Origin of the sequence: Glutamicibacter arilaitensis Re117 (genome assembly GCF_000197735.1) — a bacterium.
GTDB lineage: Bacteria > Actinomycetota > Actinomycetes > Actinomycetales > Micrococcaceae > Glutamicibacter > Glutamicibacter arilaitensis.
In genome coordinates this window covers 2,594,350-2,613,441 of record NC_014550.1, presented here as the reverse complement: position 1 = coordinate 2,613,441, position 19,092 = coordinate 2,594,350, and the positions used below count along the sequence as shown (strand labels likewise).

The 19,092-nt window shown below is 56.7% G+C and carries 20 protein-coding genes and 1 pseudogene; 13 read left to right on the top strand and 8 right to left on the bottom strand.

What is annotated here, in order from left to right:
* Positions 1–317: 317 nt before the first annotated feature.
* The 7 genes from AARI_RS12485 to AARI_RS12460 form a co-directional block, all read right to left on the bottom strand.
* The gene (locus tag AARI_RS12485; RefSeq protein WP_013349638.1) at positions 318–512 is read right to left on the bottom strand and encodes a hypothetical protein; all 195 of its coding nucleotides are present in this window, start codon (positions 510–512) and stop codon (positions 318–320) included.
* 34 nt (positions 513–546) lie between these two features.
* Positions 547–879, bottom strand: a complete 333-nt coding sequence (locus AARI_RS12480) for a hypothetical protein (protein WP_157867147.1) — start codon at positions 877–879, stop codon at positions 547–549.
* 266 nt (positions 880–1,145) lie between these two features.
* The gene (locus AARI_RS12475) at positions 1,146–2,096 is read right to left on the bottom strand and encodes a metallophosphoesterase family protein (RefSeq protein ID WP_269446618.1); all 951 of its coding nucleotides are present in this window, start codon (positions 2,094–2,096) and stop codon (positions 1,146–1,148) included.
* Positions 2,097–2,123: 27 nt separating this feature from the next.
* Positions 2,124–2,318 carry a hypothetical protein gene (locus tag AARI_RS20110; RefSeq protein ID WP_231849384.1) on the bottom strand — a complete coding sequence of 65 codons (195 nt, stop codon included), beginning with the start codon at positions 2,316–2,318 and terminating at the stop codon, positions 2,124–2,126.
* A 234-nt stretch (positions 2,319–2,552) separates the two neighbouring features.
* Positions 2,553–3,851, bottom strand: coding sequence for an MFS transporter (locus AARI_RS12470; RefSeq protein WP_013349636.1), 1,299 nt, complete (start codon positions 3,849–3,851; stop codon positions 2,553–2,555).
* A gap of 39 nt (positions 3,852–3,890) precedes the next feature.
* Positions 3,891–4,796, bottom strand: coding sequence for a carbohydrate kinase family protein (locus AARI_RS12465; protein ID WP_013349635.1), 906 nt, complete (start codon positions 4,794–4,796; stop codon positions 3,891–3,893).
* On the bottom strand, positions 4,793–6,265 hold the full coding sequence (locus AARI_RS12460) for a glycoside hydrolase family 32 protein (RefSeq protein ID WP_013349634.1): 1,473 nt from the start codon (positions 6,263–6,265) through the stop codon (positions 4,793–4,795). The genes AARI_RS12465 and AARI_RS12460 overlap by 4 nt, the downstream gene beginning before the upstream one ends.
* Before the next feature lie 122 nt (positions 6,266–6,387).
* On the opposite strand from AARI_RS12460, the gene AARI_RS12455 reads away from it, so the two are divergent.
* The 13 genes and pseudogenes from AARI_RS12455 to AARI_RS20435 all read left to right on the top strand — a co-directional run bounded on the left by AARI_RS12455 (position 6,388) and on the right by AARI_RS20435 (position 17,857).
* Complete coding sequence (locus tag AARI_RS12455; RefSeq protein ID WP_013349633.1) at positions 6,388–7,416, top strand: LacI family DNA-binding transcriptional regulator; 1,029 nt, start codon at positions 6,388–6,390, stop codon at positions 7,414–7,416.
* Between the two features lie 370 nt (positions 7,417–7,786).
* Positions 7,787–8,962, top strand: a complete 1,176-nt coding sequence (locus AARI_RS12450; protein ID WP_013349632.1) for a LacI family DNA-binding transcriptional regulator — start codon at positions 7,787–7,789, stop codon at positions 8,960–8,962.
* Positions 8,856–10,532 (top strand): ABC transporter substrate-binding protein, encoded by a 1,677-nt coding sequence (locus AARI_RS12445; RefSeq protein WP_013349631.1) that lies wholly within the window; start codon positions 8,856–8,858, stop codon positions 10,530–10,532. The genes AARI_RS12450 and AARI_RS12445 overlap by 107 nt, the downstream gene beginning before the upstream one ends.
* A 73-nt stretch (positions 10,533–10,605) precedes the next feature.
* On the top strand, positions 10,606–11,583 hold the full coding sequence (locus AARI_RS12440) for an ABC transporter permease (RefSeq protein ID WP_013349630.1): 978 nt from the start codon (positions 10,606–10,608) through the stop codon (positions 11,581–11,583).
* Positions 11,584–11,588: 5 nt separating this feature from the next.
* Entirely contained in the window at positions 11,589–12,563 is a 975-nt protein-coding gene (locus AARI_RS12435; protein WP_013349629.1) for an ABC transporter permease, read from the top strand.
* Positions 12,560–13,477 carry an ABC transporter ATP-binding protein gene (locus AARI_RS12430; RefSeq protein WP_013349628.1) on the top strand — a complete coding sequence of 306 codons (918 nt, stop codon included), beginning with the start codon at positions 12,560–12,562 and terminating at the stop codon, positions 13,475–13,477. Before AARI_RS12435 ends, AARI_RS12430 begins: the two co-directional genes overlap by 4 nt.
* Positions 13,474–14,421, top strand: a complete 948-nt coding sequence (locus tag AARI_RS12425; protein WP_013349627.1) for an ABC transporter ATP-binding protein — start codon at positions 13,474–13,476, stop codon at positions 14,419–14,421. The genes AARI_RS12430 and AARI_RS12425 overlap by 4 nt, the downstream gene beginning before the upstream one ends.
* Positions 14,418–14,582, top strand: a complete 165-nt coding sequence (locus AARI_RS19715) for a hypothetical protein (RefSeq protein WP_157867146.1) — start codon at positions 14,418–14,420, stop codon at positions 14,580–14,582. The genes AARI_RS12425 and AARI_RS19715 overlap by 4 nt, the downstream gene beginning before the upstream one ends.
* Positions 14,579–16,009, top strand: a complete 1,431-nt coding sequence (locus tag AARI_RS12420) for a glycoside hydrolase family 32 protein (protein ID WP_041649936.1) — start codon at positions 14,579–14,581, stop codon at positions 16,007–16,009. Before AARI_RS19715 ends, AARI_RS12420 begins: the two co-directional genes overlap by 4 nt.
* 329 nt (positions 16,010–16,338) lie before the next feature.
* Positions 16,339–16,803 carry a hypothetical protein gene (locus AARI_RS12415; RefSeq protein WP_041648922.1) on the top strand — a complete coding sequence of 155 codons (465 nt, stop codon included), beginning with the start codon at positions 16,339–16,341 and terminating at the stop codon, positions 16,801–16,803.
* 192 nt (positions 16,804–16,995) lie between these two features.
* Positions 16,996–17,079, top strand: a pseudogene (locus AARI_RS20445) (hypothetical protein); the annotation flags it as partial.
* Positions 17,080–17,081: 2 nt separating this feature from the next.
* Positions 17,082–17,495: a hypothetical protein gene (locus AARI_RS20440; RefSeq protein WP_041648920.1), complete on the top strand. Its 414-nt coding sequence runs from the start codon at positions 17,082–17,084 to the stop codon at positions 17,493–17,495.
* Positions 17,496–17,500: 5 nt separating this feature from the next.
* Complete coding sequence (locus AARI_RS20435) at positions 17,501–17,857, top strand: IS110 family transposase (RefSeq protein ID WP_041648918.1); 357 nt, start codon at positions 17,501–17,503, stop codon at positions 17,855–17,857.
* 45 nt (positions 17,858–17,902) lie between these two features.
* Here the strand turns inward: AARI_RS20435 and AARI_RS12400 are convergent, their stop codons facing one another.
* Complete coding sequence (locus AARI_RS12400; protein WP_162094123.1) at positions 17,903–18,436, bottom strand: hypothetical protein; 534 nt, start codon at positions 18,434–18,436, stop codon at positions 17,903–17,905.
* Between the last annotated feature and the right edge of the window lie 656 nt (positions 18,437–19,092).

Below are 19,092 nucleotides of genomic sequence, written 5' to 3'. Positions count from 1 at the left end.
CGGCATTCGTAGTCAAGATCTGTTGGTCCAAGACTAAACAAAACTCCTAACGGGGCCATGAGCCACCGAGTGGAAAAGCGAACAGCAAGACCTCTTGCACCTAGGTACGTCTATGTGTCTCAGGGTAATGATTCGTCATAGCAGCACGTTGCGAAGGCTTCCTAGCCCGATCTTGCAAACCAGTAGCAAGAAGTAAATGAACTATCTCGTCCGGGGCATCCACCTCTAGCTAGGCATTGATTGCCTTTGGCGTCCTTCTCCCGAGGTGTAGGTGATCTTATCAATAGTCTCGGGAAGACTTGGCGATGAACTGAAATCTATCGGTCCATTTGCAATCGCTTCACGTTGTAGCTGCTCGTGTGGTTCGGCATGCGCATGATCGATTCGACGGCATTGATTTGGTCGTCGTCGCTGATTCCGGTGTCTTCGAATAGCTCGTTGATCTGCTTAATCTGTCCGTGGAAAGTGCGTAGGGTCGTCTCCCGCACAACGCCCGAATCGGCTGCAGTCACCTCTCGATTCCCTTGCCTTGCCCACCCACTAGCTTCAGGTCCTGTGCTTCTTGCACCTCAGGGCAAAGTGGGTGAGCGCCGCATCGGAAAGGTCCAAGCTGTTGCCGGTGGCTGTGGTCTGCAGTGCCTTGGCCAGTAATTTCAGGTAGATCGCGAATTTCTCGATTCGGGGGCTGCCGTAGTCGATGACCTGCGAGAAGAAGTCGTAGGACTTGTTGAAGGCGCCCGCGATTTTGCGGAATTCGACTGGTTGTTCCGGTTCCAGAGTGTTGTTATCCTGCGTGGCATTCCTGCAGCGGTCGGGGAACACGTCGCTGGGAGGTTGCAGGTGTGAGTCCGAGCCCTTGTGGTTGTGTAGGGCTACCACTTCGTGGCGACCAGGTCCACGTCCTTGTCGCTGTAGCTCCCCATCGAGTCCGGTTTCATGATCATGTCGAGGATGATGTCGGGTTGGATTCCTTGTGGATGGAGACGTCTTCGTAGTAGGTCTGGAACGCTTTACAAATACGCTGGCCACGGTTTCCAGCTGTTCGATAATTTGCCGTTACCAGTTTCGCTGCGGTAAAAAATGTCTGGGCAAGACGAAATCGCTCATTCGTCGGTCGGTTTCGTCTTGCTCAGAACTTGTCTTGGCTATGGAAGCGGCAGTGGCCCGTCGATTGGCTGTCCCTGAGTACCCATGTCGATACCCAGATCCTTGGCGAACACGGTGCGGGTTCCGGCGTAAACGCTTTTCTTGTTCTCGTCGAGTTCGAAGACCCGGGCGCCGCGTAGGTGATGGTTCTCGGTCCCACCGAGGCCGTAGGTGCCGAAACCGGTACCTGGACCGTAGCCGAGCTCGATGCCGTAGTAGTCACCCATGTAGGTGTTGATGTGGTCGTGGCCGCAGTACACGCCCCGGACATCTCCGCGTTCCTGCAGCGCGGCGAACATGCCGGAATTGAATGCGCCGGTGTAGACGCCCTCGTTCTTCACTCCGACGATAGAGTGCTTCTTGATGGCCTTCTCGTGGTCAGCGTCGTTCGAGGTGAACTGGGCGCCGTACCACATGTGGTTGTGCTCCCACAGTGGTAGGTGGAAGAACATTAGCGACTGAACCTTGCCGTAGCGGTTTTCGGTGGCTATGGAAGCCTGACGATACCAAGCGATCTGCTCGGGACGGATCCAGTCGTAGGACATGAGGCCCTCGAAGTCCTGGCCGCCAACAGTCTTTGGAGCGTAGCGGTTCGAATCAAGCAGCCAGATGCCAAAGACAGGTTTGGCGCTCTTCGAGGAAGCGATCAGCAACTGGGAATTCGATTCGCCAACAATCTTGTCATTCTTCGAGTTGGCATTGAACTCATAGCTTCGGATGAAGTCCAGAATCTTTGCCTCGTCCATGCCTGTGCCGTTGGGCATTGAATCTTCATCGTGATTGCCGAAGGTAAGTGCCCAAGGGATACCGCGGGACTCCATCGGCTGCACGACGTTGTTGATAGCCTGCTTGACTTCGGTAACTGTTTGAGAGGAGCCATTGATTACATCGCCGTTGATCAGGGCGAAGCCGGGCTTCTCGGCATCCAGCACCTTCTCCATCAGCTCAATGGTGCGACGATCGGTGCGCGGTCCATCCTAGGTGTCATTGAACTGAACGATCTTGAACTTGCCATCTGCCGCGAATTTCAGTTTTGGGCTGGGGGCCGTTCCCGGATTCTCAGCCGGTGCTGGGGATGCAGTTGCGCTGTTGGCGGCGAAGAGTCCGGTGATAGCGGCTGCGGTGCCGGCAACCAATAACCCGCGACGTGGAACAGAAGACGATGTTTTCATGGAGACCTTTCAAAATGATTCTGTGATTCGCCGTGTAATTATGGTGGCGACAATGTTTAGATCGTAGGAATCCAGAGTGACGAAATGATCAAATTAAGTCATCGCCAATAGGTGTGGAACATAAATAAACCCAATGCAGAAGTTGCGCATTTTTGACATTACTTACTCAAACGAGAGCGGGGTGGGACGTCGTCGAATTCGACAACATCCCACCCCGCTTCGCCTAATAGTCAGCTATGAGTTCATGGCAGCTTTTGCATGACGCATGAACGGGTCACCATCTACCTGCTGATCATCTTTTTTGAGAGCGAAGAATCCGTAGATCCCAGCTAATAGCACAACTAGAGAAATCACGATGAAGGTCTGCTGGTAGCCCATACGGTCATGGAGCGCGCCGAGGGGAGTGGACAGAATGACGTTGCCAATCTGTGCCGATACTTGGAACCCAACCATGTATAGGGTTGCCGACAGTGCCGGATTGAAGTGCAGCGTGAAGTAACGGAAGATCGGCAAGATGAATAGCGGTGTCTCAATGGCATGCAACATCTTGATTGCCGAGACCAGCACCGGATCGTCAACCAGGGCGCAGCTGATGATGCGGACAAACATGATGGCCACTCCCAGTAGCAATGCTGAACGAATGCCTATCCGGCGCATGACTAGGGGGATGATGCCAAGCATGGCTGCTTCAACGAACACCTGAACTGAGTTCAAGATTCCGTATACCCGCTGTCCGGTCTCGGGTGATTCAAATAGGCCGGTGTAGAATTCGGGGAACATCTGCTGGTCGAAGACGGTGTAGAACGTCCAAGAGAGCATGACGAACAAGATGATCAGCCAGAGACTCGGCAGACGGAATAGCCTGAACATCTCACGAATTGTCGGTGTAGTTGCGGGGGAAAGAATTTTCGTGCCGGAACCGGCGGCGATCACTGGCTGTCTATTGGTACGGCCCAGCACCAGCAGCAGGAGATGGGCCAGGCCCAGAACGGACCCGATCCAGAAGTTCAGCATGGGGTTGATAGTGAACAGGAAGCCGGCCGCCAATGCGACCAGAGCGTAGCCAAAGGACCCCCACATGCGGGCCTGCCCGTATTCAAAGTTGAAACGGCGACTGTAGCGTTCGGTCAAGGCTTCAAATAGCCCAACTCCGGCTAGGAAACCAGTTGACAAGACAATGGCGCCAATGAGCACGCCGGCCATGAACTGGGACTGCAATAGTGGCTGGTAGACCCACGTGCAGAATGGCCCGATCAGGGCGGTCACCGAGGCAAGAATGGTGGCCAGATGCTTTCTGTCGCCAAGCCGATCCTGAATGGCCCCGTAGGCAAACATCAGGATCAGCGTTGCCAGCGAGTTTACCGAGTAGAGCGTACCGACCTGTGCCCCGGTGAGTCCTAGACCTGCTGATTCGCTGGTGAGCCAGATCTGGAAGAAGGACCACCAAATGCCCCACGATGCGAAGAACAGGAGCATCGAGAAGGAACTCTGGAGGTAAATAGGATTTTTGTAAGTAGTCGTAATGCCAGCCATCTTTGTCCTGGATTCTTTCGTGAACGCTGCGAAGCGTAGTTACTGAGCGATTGCGAGGGAGAAGTCTTTAATCCACGGGGGATTGGCTCCGGCTTGTGCCACTGTCAGTGCAGCTGAGGTTAATGCCTGACGAAGTGCCTCTTCAACATCTTGAGACTCAGCCGTTGCGCCGTGACGAAGAGCTTGAGCGAATTCTGGATTAGCCAGCACTCCAAAGAGCAGCCCGGACATGAAGGCATCCCCGGCACCTATGGTGTCCACAAGATTGGTGGGAGAGGCAGCGACATCAAATTGCCGTCCCGAGGAAAGCGCCACGCAACCATCGCCACCCTGAGTCATCACTGCCAAGGCTGGGCCGAGGCTGGCTACGTGCTTCAGAACCTCCCATGGCTCTAGGTCTGGGTATAGCCACTGACCATCAACGTCGCTGAGCTTCACTATGTGGCTCAGGCCCATCAGCAGCTCAATGCGTTGCAAAGCCGAGTCCCTGTCCTCGACAAGATCCGGACGGAGGTTAGGGTCATAGCTTCGAAGTGAATCGTCTGATGCATTCTTGAAAGCATCGACAATGATTTGACCCGAGGGTTCAATCCAAGCAGCGATGGAACCGGTGTGCAGCAATTCGCTGGAATCATCAGCGGGGACAGCAGGAATCTGCTGGTGGATGTCGAAGGTGTATCGAGCATTGAAGTGCTCATCCATCACTACCTGGGCTACGGACGTGGGATGCCCAGTTACTGAGCCGGGGGCAACATGCACTCCCGCCTGATCCAGGTGCTCCGCAATTTGAATGCCGTAGGAATCCTGACCGAATTCCGTATAGAACTGAACATCATGTCCCAGCCGGGCAAGCCCGACGGCGACATTCAGCGGTGATCCGCCAGGATGCGCAGTTTCTTCAACAACGTCGACGAGGGATTCGCCCATTACGCTAATGCGGCTCATGCCTTGGACTCCAGTGCGTTATCAAAGAGTTCTTGAACTTTGAAAGACGCATTCGCACCCGTTGCGACGCGCAAGGTCGCGTAGGCCAGCGCTGCCTCACCGGTGAGCTGATCCGTAAGGGAACGTCGACCACCAGCAGCTAGGATTTCGATAGATCCGTGATCCACGAGAACTTTCACATCTAGTTCATCCGAACCAACGGGCAGAGGCATGCGCTGGTTGGAGGCGTAGAGCTCGTGGTCTACCTTGCCTGCTTCGCGGCGGTGCTGAATCAATTCGGATTCAACGGTGAGTTCGCTGATAAGAGTGTCATCGGCGCGGAATAAGGAAAGGACTGCTGGTTCGATTGGGCTCGTAGCAAACGTCAGTTCAACCAGAGCGGGGGAGCCCAGCTCAATACGATTTTCGCCAGCGTTGGCCTTGCTTGATGCAACGTCGGCTTTTGGCAATCCGAGAATGCGCTGGCGAATGTCAAACTTGCCGTTGGAGTCTTTCACCAAATCCAGCCGGCGTGCGGCGCTCATGGATCCGCGCCATCCATCGTGGGGGAGGTCGCGGGCGTAGTCCCAGTTGCTCATCCAGGCAATGAGAGTTTGCTCGTCTAGTGGCAAGCCGTGGAAGCTGACACCTGCATAGAAGTCGCGCCCCCAGTCCAGCCAGTCGCCCTGCTTCAAGGATTCGTATCCGAAGCTATCCCAAGTTTCCTGAGTCTCATCAGGAGTGAAGGTGGTGCCGTTGAATTCACCAATGAAGTACTGGGTACCTGAGCCGCCGGCCACGCCGCCTGGGTTCAGCGAAACAATTAGAACCCACTTCAGCTGGTCTGTGCCGGCAACTGGTAGCTGGAATAGATCTGGGCATTCCCAGATTCCGGCAACAGCAGCCTGGGGTCCGAAGCTGGAGAGCTCGGTCCAGTCCTTGAGGTTCTCAGAACGGTAGATCATCACTCGGCGATCAATGGCTTCAACAGCAACCATGACCCAGAAGGAACCCTGCTCGGATTCGTATCGGATGACCTTTGGGTCGCGGAAGTCCTTGGACCCTCGATCCAGAACTGGATTCTGCTCGTATTTGGTGAAAGTGATTCCACCATCCAGCGAGTAGGCGATGGCTTGGGACTGGTTGGTCTCATCCTTGGCTGCCGCGGTGTAGATGGCAACGACCGGCGCAACCGTGCCGTCGCCGAAGCCGCTGGTATTTTCGTGGTCCACCACGATGGAGCCGGAGAAGATATCAGCCATGTCGCCGTGCAGAATCGCGATAGGAAGTTCTTCCCAGTTCACCAGATCGGTGCTGACCGCGTGGCCCCAAGACATGAATCCGTGGCCTACGCCGTGAGGATTGTGCTGGAAGTACAGGTGGTATTGCTCTCCGTCAAAGAACAATCCATTGGGGTCATTGATCCAGTTTTTCTTCGCAGTGAAATGTAGCTGTGGTCGCTTCACCGCGACCTGTTGAGTTTCGGGCAACGCTGCCATCCTTCGATATGAGTTGGCTAAATGGATTTAGCACAAGACTCTAACAGCGCGGCCGAATCACTGCAATAGGCTAGGGTCGAATAATTGCATTCGAACTGTCTCAAGAGGGAAATGTGGAATCGCCTAAAGCCAAGCGGATAACAATTGCTGACGTTTCAGAAGCTTCGGGGATGTCCAAGGCTGCCGTCAGCATGATCCTGAACAATAAACCGGGCACGCGACTGTCCGCCGAAGCCACGGAACGAGTGCGCGCGGCCGCCAAGAAACTGGGTTACCGGCCAAATGCGGCAGCCCAATCCTTGCGAAGTGGGAAGACGCGCACCCTGGGGTTCATCTCTGATCAAGTTACCGTGACTCGTTTTGCTTCCGAAATGATCACCGGCATCCTGCGCGCAGCGGAAGAGCGAGGCCATACGGTGCTCATTGCTGAGACCTTCGGCAAGCCAGAGCAAATGGCTGAAGCAATAACGCAGATGACCCACCGGGACGTTGACGGGCTGATTCTTGGGTTCATGGATTCTCGCCAACGTGATTTGAGGATCCCGAAAACTGGATTGCCCACCGTGCTGGTCAACGGCCTTGACGACAGCCCTTGCGTCGCAGTGCTTCCCAATGAGATGGATTCGGGGGCTAAAGCAGTGCAGAGGGTTATCGAATCCGGGGCGAAGAGTGTTGCGGTCATCGGTGAACTTGAAAACGCCGAAAAGGATCCGCGAACCTATCCAAGTATCTCTCGCCGCTTCGGCTCCCTGCGCAGAGCCTTGGCGGAATCAAACCTCGAAGTACTGGGCCACTGGGTGCTCGACGACTGGAACCCCACCGACGGATATGAAGCAACAATCCGGATGCTAGCCGACGGGTACAACCCTGACGCCATCATTTGCGCCAATGACCGCGTGGCCATGGGTGTCTTCCAAGCGCTCGCCGAAAATGGCCTGAAGCCAGGAACGGACCTGTCCGTGCTGTCTTTCGATGACGAGATCATTGCCAGCTACCTTCGCCCGCAATTGACCTCTATTCGACTTCCATATGAGGGGATGGGGGCTCTGGCCGTTGAGCTTCTGCTCGATGGAAAGCTGGAGCCCGGGGAGCATCAGATCGACATGCCGCTCATCGAGCGCGAGTCCATGAAATCCCGCTGACTCGCGGGCGCAACCGAGCCGGCCGGTTCCGCGAACCTGATTTCCACGATTTCCTTTGTGTCCACCCGTGCCATTTCGGGGAATGGCTGCCACGCTTCGGGATGCTGATTACGCCTCTGCCCTGTGGCATCGTGCCCCATTTGCCCTACTCAGCTGAATGAAGCAAGGGATTCCGATGTCTTGGATCCATGGCCTTGACGGTCAGGAATCGATCCTGTCAATGATCTTCACTGCCGCAAAACTTCTTCCTTGACAGCCGTAAGTGATGTAGGTTACCTTATTTCACAGCGTAGTAACGCGCGTTACTGAATCGTGTTAGCAAACCGTTGGCACGACGCGAAACGCACTGATCTCGAAGGGGAGGAGGGGCATGTCTCAGCAGTCAGTGACCATGGCCGACGTTGCCAAAGCAGCCGGGGTGAGCCGAACAACCGTCTCATTCGTACTCAACGGCCGGATGGAATCAAGCATCCCCGAAACCACAAGAGAACGAATCAACCAAACGGCGCGCGAACTGGGCTACCGCCCCAACGCAGCCGCACGAACCTTGGCCAGCAAACGCAGCTCCTGGTTCGGGCTGGTGACCGAAATTGCCACCTCGCCCTTTGCCACTGACGTGATCAAGGGAGCGCAGCAGGCAGCATGGAAAGACGGCAACTTCCTCCTTATCGCACCCAGCGACGATGATCCAGGTATGGACAACCTCGCCGTTGAGAAGCTGCTTGAACAGCAGGTTGGCGGATTGATCATCGCGACTTCCTGGCACCGCCAAATCACGGTGCCGGAAAATGCAAAAACAGTTCCCTGCGTACTGGTCAACTGCTTCGATGCCGGAGGCCAATTGCCATCAATTGTTCCGGACGAATTCGGCGGCGGATACGCTGCCGCCGAAATCCTGGCCAAGGCCGGGCACACCAGCATCGGGCACATCACTCTCAAAACAGGAATTCCTGCGCAAATCGGACGCCAAGCCGGTATGAAGCAGGCCCTGCGCGATCACGGAATTGAATTCGATGATTCCCGGATCGTGCCTGGTGACGGAACTGCCGACAGCGGGTACCACGGTACGCAAACACTGCTAAGCCAACTGGATCCGCCTACCGCAATTTTTTGCGGAAATGACCGGATCGCCATGGGCGCCTATGACGCAATCAAGGAACGCGGATTGCAGGTGGGAAAAGACATTTCAATCGTCGGATTCGATGATCAGGAAATTCTGGCACCGCATATGCGGCCAAAGCTGACAACCATTGCCTTGCCCTTCGAAGAACTGGGCATGGCGGGGGTGTCCCTATTGAATCAAATGGTAGAGGGCTCGCCGATCGAGAATCGCCAAATTACCATCGGCTGCCCCCCAGCATTCGTTCGTCTGTGGCCATGCACGGCCGCAGATGAACTTCCCCTCCGCTACACATCACATGAATGGATGAGGAACTTCAATGATAATCAAATACTTACGTCGTGCGCACCTTGCCGTGGCCGCGACCGCTGTGGCCGGCACCCTCGCCTTGAGCGGATGCGTCGCATCGAATCCAGGCGGAACTGAAGGGGGCGACGGATCAGCCAACGCCGCGTTCCTGACCATTCCGCGCGAGGACATGGGAACCTTCTCAAAAAACTTCAACCCCTTCTCGCCCAATGCTGCGCCAATGACCGGGCAGTCCATTTACGAATCCATGCTGGTCTACAACCCGGCAGGCGGCGACACCGTGCCTTGGCTGGCCACGGAGTGGAGTGCAGGCAAAGACGGAAAGTCCCTGGTCTTCAATCTGCGTCCGGGCGTTAAATTCTCCGATGGCACCCCGCTGACGTCCAAGGACGTCAAGCTCTCAGTTGAACTGCAAAAGGAACTGCTCGGCGGCTATGACTACCTGAAGTCCATCAAGACTCTCGATGACTCGACCATCGAGTTCCACTTCAAGCAGGCATTCACCCCGGCCCTCTACGAACTGGGCCAGCAGGTGATTGTCCCGGCCCACATCTGGTCCAAGTTCGACAAGCCCGGAAATGAAGAGAACCCGAAACCGGTAGGCACCGGACCATACACCGAAGTAGCCAATTTCCAGGCGCAGTCCTTCGAATTGGGCAAGAACCCATACTATTGGCAACCCGAGAAGCAGAATATCGGTGGCATCCGCATGCTCGCTTTCGCCGGCAACGACGGAGCCAACCTCGCCGCCATCTCCGGCGATGTTGACTGGACGCAAACCTACATGCCGGATATCCAATCGACCTACGTGGACAAGGATCCGGAGCACCGTCATTTCTGGTTCCCGACCACTGGCGCCGAAATCAACTGGCAGCTGAACACTACCAAGAAAGAACTCTCGGATGTTCGCGTACGCAAGGCGTTGAGCATGGCCGTAGACCGCGAACAGGTTGTCAAGGTCGGCATGTCCGACTACGCCAAACCAGCGGACTGCACCGGACTGTCCGGCAACTATGACAAGTGGCGCGACGCTGCGGTCGTCGAACAGTGCGACTGGACCACGCGGGATGTGGAAGGCGCAAAGAAGCTTCTTGATGAAGCAGGCTTCAAGGAGAATGCACAGGGGCAGCGCACCACCGCCGCTGGCAAGCCATTCACCTTCGATATCTCCGTGGGTTCAACCTCCTCGGATTGGCTTTCGGTAGCGAATATCATCGCCCAAAACCTCCAGGACGTGGGCATCAAGGCCACTGTTGATTCGCCGGATTGGGCCGCGGTGACCGCAAGCTACGAAACCGGTGAATTCGACACCGGAATCGTTTGGACCGCTAACGCTCCGACTCCTTACCAGTACTACCTCAATCTCATGGGCAGCCAGAACGTCAAGCCCGTGGGCAAGCAGACCTTTGACAACTACCACCGGTTCAGCGATAAAAAAGCAGATGAGCTGTTGAACAAGTTCGTGGCTGCCGGCGATGAGGGAGAACAGAAGCAGATCGTTAACGACCTGCAGGCTCGCTACAGCGAACTGGCACCGGTAGTACCGCTATTCGCCGGCCCGGAATGGGGTGCCTACACCACTGAGAACTTCGTGGGTTGGCCAACCGAAGATAACCCGTATGCCACGTTGAGCAACCGGGCCCCGACCACCGTTCTGGTGCTCACCAGCCTGGAACCAGCGAACTAGCAACATTTTCCTTTCGCAGCGGGCGGATACCGTCCGCCCGCTGCGTTGCGATCCTTAGCCAAGGACACACAACATGAGTTTCCTCCTACGGCGCTTGGGCTTTTATCTCCTAGCCTTCTGGGCGTCAATCACCCTGAATTTCCTTCTACCGCGGCTGATGCCAGGCGATCCCGTCACCCGCATGCTGTCCCGCTCGCAGCAACGGCTTGAGCCACAACAAGTCGAAGCACTTCGAACCCTGATGGGAGTGGACGGCGGCCCCATCATCCCCGAATACTTTGGCTATCTTGGCCGTGTCTTGACCGGCGACTTTGGGATGTCGATTTCCCGTTTCCCCACTCCAGTCTCCGAGGTCATCGCCTCGCAGCTGCCGTGGACCTTGCTGCTGGGACTGACTTCATTGATTTTCGCCGTGATCCTCGGAAACCTCCTGGGCATCCTTGCCGCCTGGCGCCGTGGCGGCTTCTTGGACTCGGTTGCTCCACCGCTGCTGGTGTTCATCGGTTCTTTCCCGTATTTCTGGCTAGCCATGGGGGCCTTGTACATCTTCGGCATCAATATGGGCGTCGCCCCGATGCGCCATGCCTTCTCCGTAGGCCTGGTTCCCGGATTCAATCTCGAATTCATCCTGGACGTTGCAGCGCACCTGGTCCTGCCCGCGGTGACCATCGTGCTGGTTTCCCTGGGCGGCTGGATGCTGGGCATGCGCAACACCATGATTGCCACCAACTCCGAAGACTACATTTTGATGGCCGAGGCCAAGGGGCTGCGACCTCACCGCATCATGCTGAACTACGCGGCACGCAACGCGATGCTGCCATCGGTCACCAGCATGGGCATGAGCATAGGCTTCATCTTCGGCGGCGCGCTGCTGACCGAAGTGGTATTCGCCTACCCAGGCGTCGGCTACCAGCTGCTCGGCGCTGTCCAAGGCCTTGACTACCCGCTGATGCAGGGCATGTTCCTGACCATTACTGCCGCGGTGCTGATAGCCAACTTCCTCGTAGACCTTGTCTACGTCCGACTCGACCCTCGCGTGCGGAAAGGCTGATCGCCATGACCCAGAATGCTACAGATCCACAGACTCTGGCTGCCTCGCAACCAGCGGAGGAAAGCGGCTCCGCGCGTGCCAGAGTCAGTGCTACCCGGTTGCTGCGGACTTTGCTCCGCAACGGCAAGGCCGTGGCTGGGCTCAGCATCCTGCTTGCCTTTATCATCCTGGCCTTGCTTGCCCCGGCGCTCTTCCCCGGGGATCCGTCGCGGATTACCTCGGCCGGTGCCAGCGCACCAAGCATGGAGCATTGGCTGGGTACCACCAGCAAGGGCCAAGACGTTTTGGGGCTGACCCTGTGGGGTGCCCGCTCGTCGCTCTTCGTCGGCTTCGTCGCCGGCATCCTCTCCACCATTGTCGGCGTGCTGGTCGGGTTGAGCGGGGCCTACTTCGGCCGCGGCCTGGACGAGGTGCTCTCCCTGGTTACCAACGTCTTCCTGCTGGTGCCCGGCCTGCCGCTGCTGGTGATCCTGGCGGCATTCATGCCGCCTGGTCTTGGCACGGTGATCGTGGTGCTGATGATTACCGGATGGGCAGGCAGCGCACGCGTCATGCGTTCCCAGGCCATGTCCATCCGCGGAAAAGACTATGTTGCTGCGGCTTTGGTATCGGGCGAGCGCCCGCTGCGCATCATGGTCCGCGAAATGCTCCCCAATATGGCCTCGGTCGTCATGACCACGCTGCTTGGCTGCATCATCGGCTCCATCGGAGCACAGGCTGGGCTTGAATTCCTGGGCTTGGGCGACGTGAACACCATCTCCTGGGGTACCAACCTGTTCTGGGCGACCAGCGATGGATCGCTGATGCTGGGCCCATGGTGGATTTTCGTGCCATCGGGCCTGGCCATCGCCTTGGTCGCCTTCGCCTTGGCCCTGTGCAACTACGCGGTGGATGAAATCACCAATCCGCGCCTGCGCCGCCCGAAGCATGCAACGAAAAGCACCGCGGCGACTACCGTGGTGCGAAAGGAAGAAAAATGAGCGTCCCGGTATTGGAAGTCCAGGACCTGACCGTCGAGTACGTCAGCGACGAGAGAGCTGTGCGCGGCGCTGACCGGGTCAGCTTCGCCATCCACTCCGGTGAAATCTTCGGTTTGGCGGGGGAGTCCGGCTGCGGCAAGTCCACCATTGCCAACTCGATCATGCGCTTGCTGAAAGATCCTGCGCGGATCACCCACGGCAAGATCCTCTTTGAAGGCCAAGATGTGCTGGGCATGGACGAAGCGGAACTGCGTGCCTGGCGCTGGAACAACGTCGCCATGGTATTCCAGTCGGCAATGAATTCATTGAACCCGGTCACCCGAATTGGCGAGCAGTTTGTCGACGTGATCCGCACGCACCGTGGCGGCACCCGTGCTGCCGCGGTGCAGCGCGCCGAAGAGCTGCTCACCATGGTGCGCATCGATCCGGCGCGATTGCGGGCCTATCCGCACCAGCTTTCAGGCGGACAGCGCCAGCGCATTGTCATTGCCATGGCCTGTGCGTTGAACCCGCGGCTGTTGATCCTTGACGAACCTACTACTGCACTAGATGTGGTGGTGCAGCAGGAGATCTTGGAGCAAATCCGTGAACTGCAAAATGAACTCGGCTTCGCGATTTTGTTCATCACCCACGACATGTCGTTGATGCTTGAACTCTCTGACCGTATTGGCATCATGTATGGCGGTCGCATTGTGGAGCTGGCTCCGGCAACAACACTGCGCCATGGTTCCCGGCACCCCTATACTCAAGCGCTGCTGGGGGCTTTCCCACCTCTGCATGGTCCACGGGTTAAGCTCACCGGGCTGGCCGAAGGCACCAAATTCACCAACATCCAGGATCTGGAAGACACCGGCGAGGGCCATTGGGTGGCTCCCTCGGATCAGCCTGTGCTGTCGCAAGGAGAACTGCTATGACTTCAACTGCTACCCAACGAACCGCAGTGGGTCCGGCCGTGCGAATCCGTTCGCTGAGCAAATCGTTCACCAGCTCCGCGTTGTTTAGTCGAAAGAAAATTCCTGCCTTGCGGGATATCGATCTGGAGATGCAACGCGGGGAAATCGTGGCACTGGTGGGGGAGTCGGGATCCGGCAAGTCGACGCTGGCCCGTTGTCTAGCTCTGCTTGAAACTCCGGATTCCGGTGAGGTTCTAGTCAACGGAAAAGATATTGCGGGGCTGAAGGGGGCAGCGGTGCGCAAGTACCGCAGCGAAGTGCAGATGGTCTTCCAAGACCCCTTCGGTTCGCTGAACCCTACCTTCCGCGTGGAGCATATCTTAGAACGTGCCTTGGCTCTGCACCAGCCAGAAATCAAGTCAAAGCGCAGTGAAATGGCAAAGCTGGTGAGTACCGTGGGCCTCAGCCCGGATGTGCTCTCCTCCTTCCCTCATGAGCTCTCTGGCGGACAGCGTCAGCGCATCGCGATTGCCCGAGTGCTGGCGGCCAAGCCGAGCATCATTCTGGCCGACGAACCGACCTCAATGCTGGACGTCTCGGTGCGCATTGGTGTGTTGAACCTGCTGCATAAGTTGCGTGACGAGCATGGGATCACCATCTTGTACGTCACCCATGATCTGGCTTCGGCCCGTTATCTATCGGACCGAATTGCGGTGCTCAACGAGGGGCGAATCGTGGAGTCAGGAGAATCAGTGCAACTGCTGGATCACCCGAGCCATCCATATACTCAGCTGCTCGTGGGTGCGGTGCCTGACCCTGACCGAGACAGTAGCTTCGACGCAACAAAGCGCGCGGCCCTACGCGAACAAATCCAGCGCTGGTCCACTAGCGCCAACCTGCAAAAGCACATTATCGATGAATCAAGCCAGCACTGGGTGCTGGCGGACGAAAGCGAAATGACATGAGCGCAAAAAAAGACATGACCAATGGCGGACCGTCCAGACGAAGCATCGTTGCCACCCTGACCTCGGCCACCGCATTGACCCTGACCGGACTAGGCGCTGGGGTGGCCGTTGCGGCCCCTGCAAAATGGGGGAAAATGAGAATAAGGCTTCTGCTGCGATGAGCTACCGTCCCAGTTATCACTTCAGCGTTCCGGATAATTGGAAGAATGACCCGCAGCGTCCGGTGTATCTGGACGGTGAATACCTGTACTACTACCTTTACAACGAGGACTACATTCTCGGTGGTAGCGGTACGAGCTGGCGTTTGGCGACCACCACGGACCACGTGAACTTCACCGACCACGGCGTAGCCATCAGCAAGCATGAAAGCGCTAACGGGGATTGCTGGTCCGGCTCGATTGTCATCGACGAAAAGAACACCGCTGGCTACGGTGAAGGCGCGTTGATTGCTCTGGTCACCCAGGCGCCGGGCGGGGTGCAAGCCCAGTACCTCTGGTACTCCACCGACAAGGGACGCAGCTTCAAACCCGGTGGAACCAAGCCGGTACTGGCTAACCCAGGCGTGGAAGCCTTCCGAGACCCGAAGGTCATCTGGCATGAGCCAAGCTCAAAGTGGGTCATGCTTAACGCTGAGGGGGACCGTATCGGGTTGTATACCTCGGTGAACCTGAAGCGGTGGAAAAGAACCAGCGAATTTGTGCGCACCACCTTGGGCACCCTCGAATGCCCAGACCTGTTCCAGTTTCAGGCTTCTGACGGAACCAAACAATGGGTGCTTGGCACCAGCGCCAATGGCAAGCCACATGATCTGCCCGCCACCTACGCATACTGGGTGGGCGACTTTGATGGAAAGGCCTTCACCACCAAGGAAGAAGATCCGCAGTGGCTGGACTGGGGCTTTGACTTCTATGGTGCGGTGACTTATCCGGATCATCGTGCCGACGGGAGTGAAAATCCCAAACTGCGCCGTGTCATTGGGTGGAACAACTTCTGGGATTACCCACACAATGCCCCAAGCATGGCCACGGATGGTTATAACGGTGATGACATGATTGTGCGCGAGGTGCGGATGATCGCCGGTGCTGAAAGCTACTACCTCGCCTCGGTGCCGGTAAAGCAATTGGACAAGCTGGCCGGCCCGGCTAAAAGCTTAGGCAGCCCGGCGGTATCCGGGGGTCACGTCTTGGATTTCTCGAGCAGCGCCTACGAGCTGGAATGCGAATTGAGCTGGGATCCGGCCAACCCTCCGGAGAACGTGGGATTTGAGCTGTGCCGGGCAAAAACCGGCACGCGTCACGTGGCCACCGGAATCTATCTGGCCGGAGGGTTCGCCTACGTGAACCGCAAGCCGAGCTTCCACCCCGGGGATAAGAGCGAAACCAAGAGTCCATTAGAGGTACCAAGCGGAAGACTCAAGGTACGCATTCTGGTGGACCGCTCCAGCGTCGAAGTGTTCTTGGGGGACGGCAGAATCGTCCACTCGCACCGGGTATTCCCGCTGGATACGGATTCGGGGATCAAATTATTCGTTTCGGGCGGGACAGCAACGTACAAGAACCTCGCCGTGCGCAAGCTGGCATTCGTATAGAAGCTAGTCGCGGGCGCGGGCAAGACTGGTATGACGCTAGGCCGGTTCCCGATCCATCCTTACTTTTTCCTGGCGCAAAGAGGGATATCCGTCCGGTCGTGAGATCGTCTGAAGCAGTCCAATTATTGGCCGGTAGGCAATAGAAAGAGAGAGGTTGGCTTTATCCATTAGGGGTAAGGCCAAGCTCTCCTTAGTGGAGGGATTATGAAGAAAACTACTGATTTCTGTAACCTTGTTTCTGGTATTGAATTTGCGTAATGATAGTTACGGAAATACACTTAGGGAGAGCCTGGGAAGTAGGGTGTGTATATTGATTGGAGCTTCACAAGATGTTTAATTCGCGGACTGACGGTAAGGGTGTAGGGCGTCTTGCACGTCAAGAAATGCCAGGACTTCTCACGGACATTGGGCTGTATCGTGAAGCCCGATTGGAAAAAAGCCGGATTATAGCGATTCGAGAAGATGGCACAGAAGAAGTATTGGTGATGGGTAGCCGTCGCTTGAGCTCAACAGAGCAAGCTACCTCGAATATGACTCATATTCCTAACGACCGGCTTGATGCAGCGTTTGAAGAAACGGGTATCCGGGCGGGGGCTATATTCCTGGTGCTTGATGCTCCGGGAACAATACTGACGATTACAGTGCTCCCGAAAGAAGCTATCGACAGGCTCCTGTTGCTCAATAGTTTCCTTACTCAGGAAGGCACGTTGCTCATGAGATACGAGAAGGGTTTTGAGCAGGTCGTCAAGGAAAATGCTGGCCGGGTAGTGATGTTCCACAGCACTGTTTTGTAATGAAGCATCGGTAGTCGAAGAACGCGAAGGAATCCCTGGACAGTTCCAATCCAGGGATTCCTTCGTTTTCTTATGGGGTCACTTCACCCAGACTGCGGGACGAACAAACATCTCCGCTCAGAACGACTCGAAAAGCCCGTAAATACAGGCATGCTTCTATGAATTTTTTAGTTCGGAGAAGACGAAAAAGACGCCTTCATCATCGCAGACGCGGCCCGCACCATGCCGCATACCCTCCGTAGCATCCAAGTCTCTGACGAGGACGAAGCCACTTAGTCATGCTCACCGGCTTCGACCTGGACCTGGCACGGCAGATCACTCAGACCAGCAACAGGATCCACGGGCTATTCACGCAGATCCACCCGCCACTGGAACGCGTTCTCGGCCCGTGGCTGGAACACGACGCGGTTTCGGAAGTCCTCTCTGCTTGGCCCAATCCAGCGCAACTGAAGCATGCTGGCAAAACCGGGATCGATGCGAAGCTGAAAAAGCACAGAACACGCCGGCACACCGCGTGGTCCGGAGCCATCCTGAAAGCCTTGGACCGGCAGAGTGTTATCGTTGTCGGCACCGATGCTGCTGGCCTGGTCATCCCGCATCTGGCCCGCCAGATGATCTCGTTGCATGACCAGCGCGTGGGCCACGAACTTGGAATCCATGGTGGAGACCCACCCTCTTCACCCCGGTCCTGACTTCCATGCCCGGGGTCGCCGTCAGGACCTCCGCGATCATCATCGCTTCAGATCTCCGGCAAGACTTTCACCAGCGCCGCGGCACTGGCTTCCTAGCCGGCCTGGCACCAACCACCCGCCAGTCAGGCACCTCGAGCAAATCCGAACGCGTCAGCCATTCAGGCAACAAACGGCTAAAGCGAGCGCTCTTCCTCTCTGCCTTCGCCTCGATCTGGTTTGATCCGACCAGCCGGGCCTACTATGACCGGAACCGGGCGCAGGGAAAACGACACAACCAAGCGCTAATCGCCTTGGCCCACCGACGGCTCACCGTCCTGTTCGCCATGATAGGGACGGGTCACTCTAAGACGTTCCAGAGCTGAAAATACCTTGACTTTTTAAAAAGAGCACCCCCAGACCACAGTTTGCTATACGCGGAAAGCAGCGTGCCATAGAAGTATCGCTCCCTGAATGATGGCAGCACCAAGAGCGGTAGTGACCGCGCCGACGAGCACTTGACCTATGATGCCCAATGACTGCGCCGCTTTCTTCTGCGCTGGGCCTGGGCCTGCAGCGTCTCTCAGTGTGATGGGCCAACGAAGTATGGAACTCACGGCTCCCACGAAACCCCGTTCTGCTTGCTTCGCAGCTTCGTAGCGTTCTTGAGCGCGACCGATCGACAGGTTGAGTGACGTGATGATTTTCATCGTCGTCAGATCACTGTCGCTATCGAAGGCAGAAGCCCAGTGGCTCATTGGGTCTGCGTTGGACACCAGGTAGATGCCGTCCTGCACAGGAAAAGTACGGCCATCGTTCACTGCATAGGCACGGCGAGCTGCGCCCGCGGCGATGGATACTTCGTTGAGAAGCTCGGTACCTCTAGCATAGGTCGCAGCGTCTCCCGCCAGCCGCTGGAACGCGTCTCGGAACAGGACCATGCGTTCTCGTTCCTGTGCGATCATTTTCGAAGGCTTTGCCATATATGCATTCTCTCAGAGTGCGCGCCGCGGCCGCCTGAGCGACATCGTCTCTCGGACGATTCTGCTGGTGGGCACGAGAGCGGAGAACTATAAAACAACGAAATCGTGGATTGCTCTCACGTCTCGAATACAGGAAGTCCTCGCGACTCCAGCGAAATGAGGAAGATGTCAAATTGAAGTGACGCACCGCGAACGCACCTTGAGGTATCCGGCGCCCCAGCTGGTGGATTTATCGTTAGTGACGGCACCATCGTTGCAATTCCCAAGGAACTGTATGTTGGAACTGCTAGCAGCGGCTTTCCAAATCGGGCCAGAATGTTTGGAGCCGGTAATATAGGGGGGACAGGCGTTGAGCAACCGGTCGGAGCCTATCCCGAGGAGTGCAGCTTTGAGTGCATTGCGGCTGTCCGCCGACTCGTTCGCTGCCTATTTCGGCGTTATCAAAGGGACCGTCTCCACATGGATCGCCGAACGCTCGATACCATCCCATAATATGGGCAGGTTCTGGTAATTTCAGACCAGAGAGGTCGACGCGTGGGTCAGGTATGGCGTGGCCGCGATCTTGAAGTCGATGTTTGGCAAGCAAATGATGGCTTTGAGTGGTGTTGGATGGTCCGGGAAAATTTTTCTTGGCCCGG

What these genes read in the sequence shown, in the direction of transcription:
- AARI_RS20110 (WP_231849384.1), bottom strand. Translation starts at nt 2,318, where the DNA reads ATGAAAACATCGTCTTCTGTTCCACGTCGCGGGTTATTGGTTGCCGGC.
- AARI_RS12470 (WP_013349636.1), bottom strand. Translation starts at nt 3,851, where the DNA reads ATGGCTGGCATTACGACTACTTACAAAAATCCTATTTACCTCCAGAGT.
- AARI_RS12465 (WP_013349635.1), bottom strand. Translation starts at nt 4,796, where the DNA reads ATGAGCCGCATTAGCGTAATGGGCGAATCCCTCGTCGACGTTGTTGAA.
- AARI_RS12450 (WP_013349632.1), top strand. Translation starts at nt 7,787, where the DNA reads ATGTCTCAGCAGTCAGTGACCATGGCCGACGTTGCCAAAGCAGCCGGG.
- AARI_RS12445 (WP_013349631.1), top strand. Translation starts at nt 8,856, where the DNA reads ATGATAATCAAATACTTACGTCGTGCGCACCTTGCCGTGGCCGCGACC.
- AARI_RS12440 (WP_013349630.1), top strand. Translation starts at nt 10,606, where the DNA reads ATGAGTTTCCTCCTACGGCGCTTGGGCTTTTATCTCCTAGCCTTCTGG.
- AARI_RS12435 (WP_013349629.1), top strand. Translation starts at nt 11,589, where the DNA reads ATGACCCAGAATGCTACAGATCCACAGACTCTGGCTGCCTCGCAACCA.
- AARI_RS12430 (WP_013349628.1), top strand. Translation starts at nt 12,560, where the DNA reads ATGAGCGTCCCGGTATTGGAAGTCCAGGACCTGACCGTCGAGTACGTC.
- AARI_RS12425 (WP_013349627.1), top strand. Translation starts at nt 13,474, where the DNA reads ATGACTTCAACTGCTACCCAACGAACCGCAGTGGGTCCGGCCGTGCGA.
- AARI_RS19715 (WP_157867146.1), top strand. Translation starts at nt 14,418, where the DNA reads ATGAGCGCAAAAAAAGACATGACCAATGGCGGACCGTCCAGACGAAGC.
- AARI_RS12420 (WP_041649936.1), top strand. Translation starts at nt 14,579, where the DNA reads ATGAGCTACCGTCCCAGTTATCACTTCAGCGTTCCGGATAATTGGAAG.
- AARI_RS12415 (WP_041648922.1), top strand. Translation starts at nt 16,339, where the DNA reads ATGTTTAATTCGCGGACTGACGGTAAGGGTGTAGGGCGTCTTGCACGT.
- AARI_RS20440 (WP_041648920.1), top strand. Translation starts at nt 17,082, where the DNA reads ATGCTCACCGGCTTCGACCTGGACCTGGCACGGCAGATCACTCAGACC.
- AARI_RS20435 (WP_041648918.1), top strand. Translation starts at nt 17,501, where the DNA reads ATGCCCGGGGTCGCCGTCAGGACCTCCGCGATCATCATCGCTTCAGAT.
- AARI_RS12400 (WP_162094123.1), bottom strand. Translation starts at nt 18,436, where the DNA reads ATGATCGCACAGGAACGAGAACGCATGGTCCTGTTCCGAGACGCGTTC.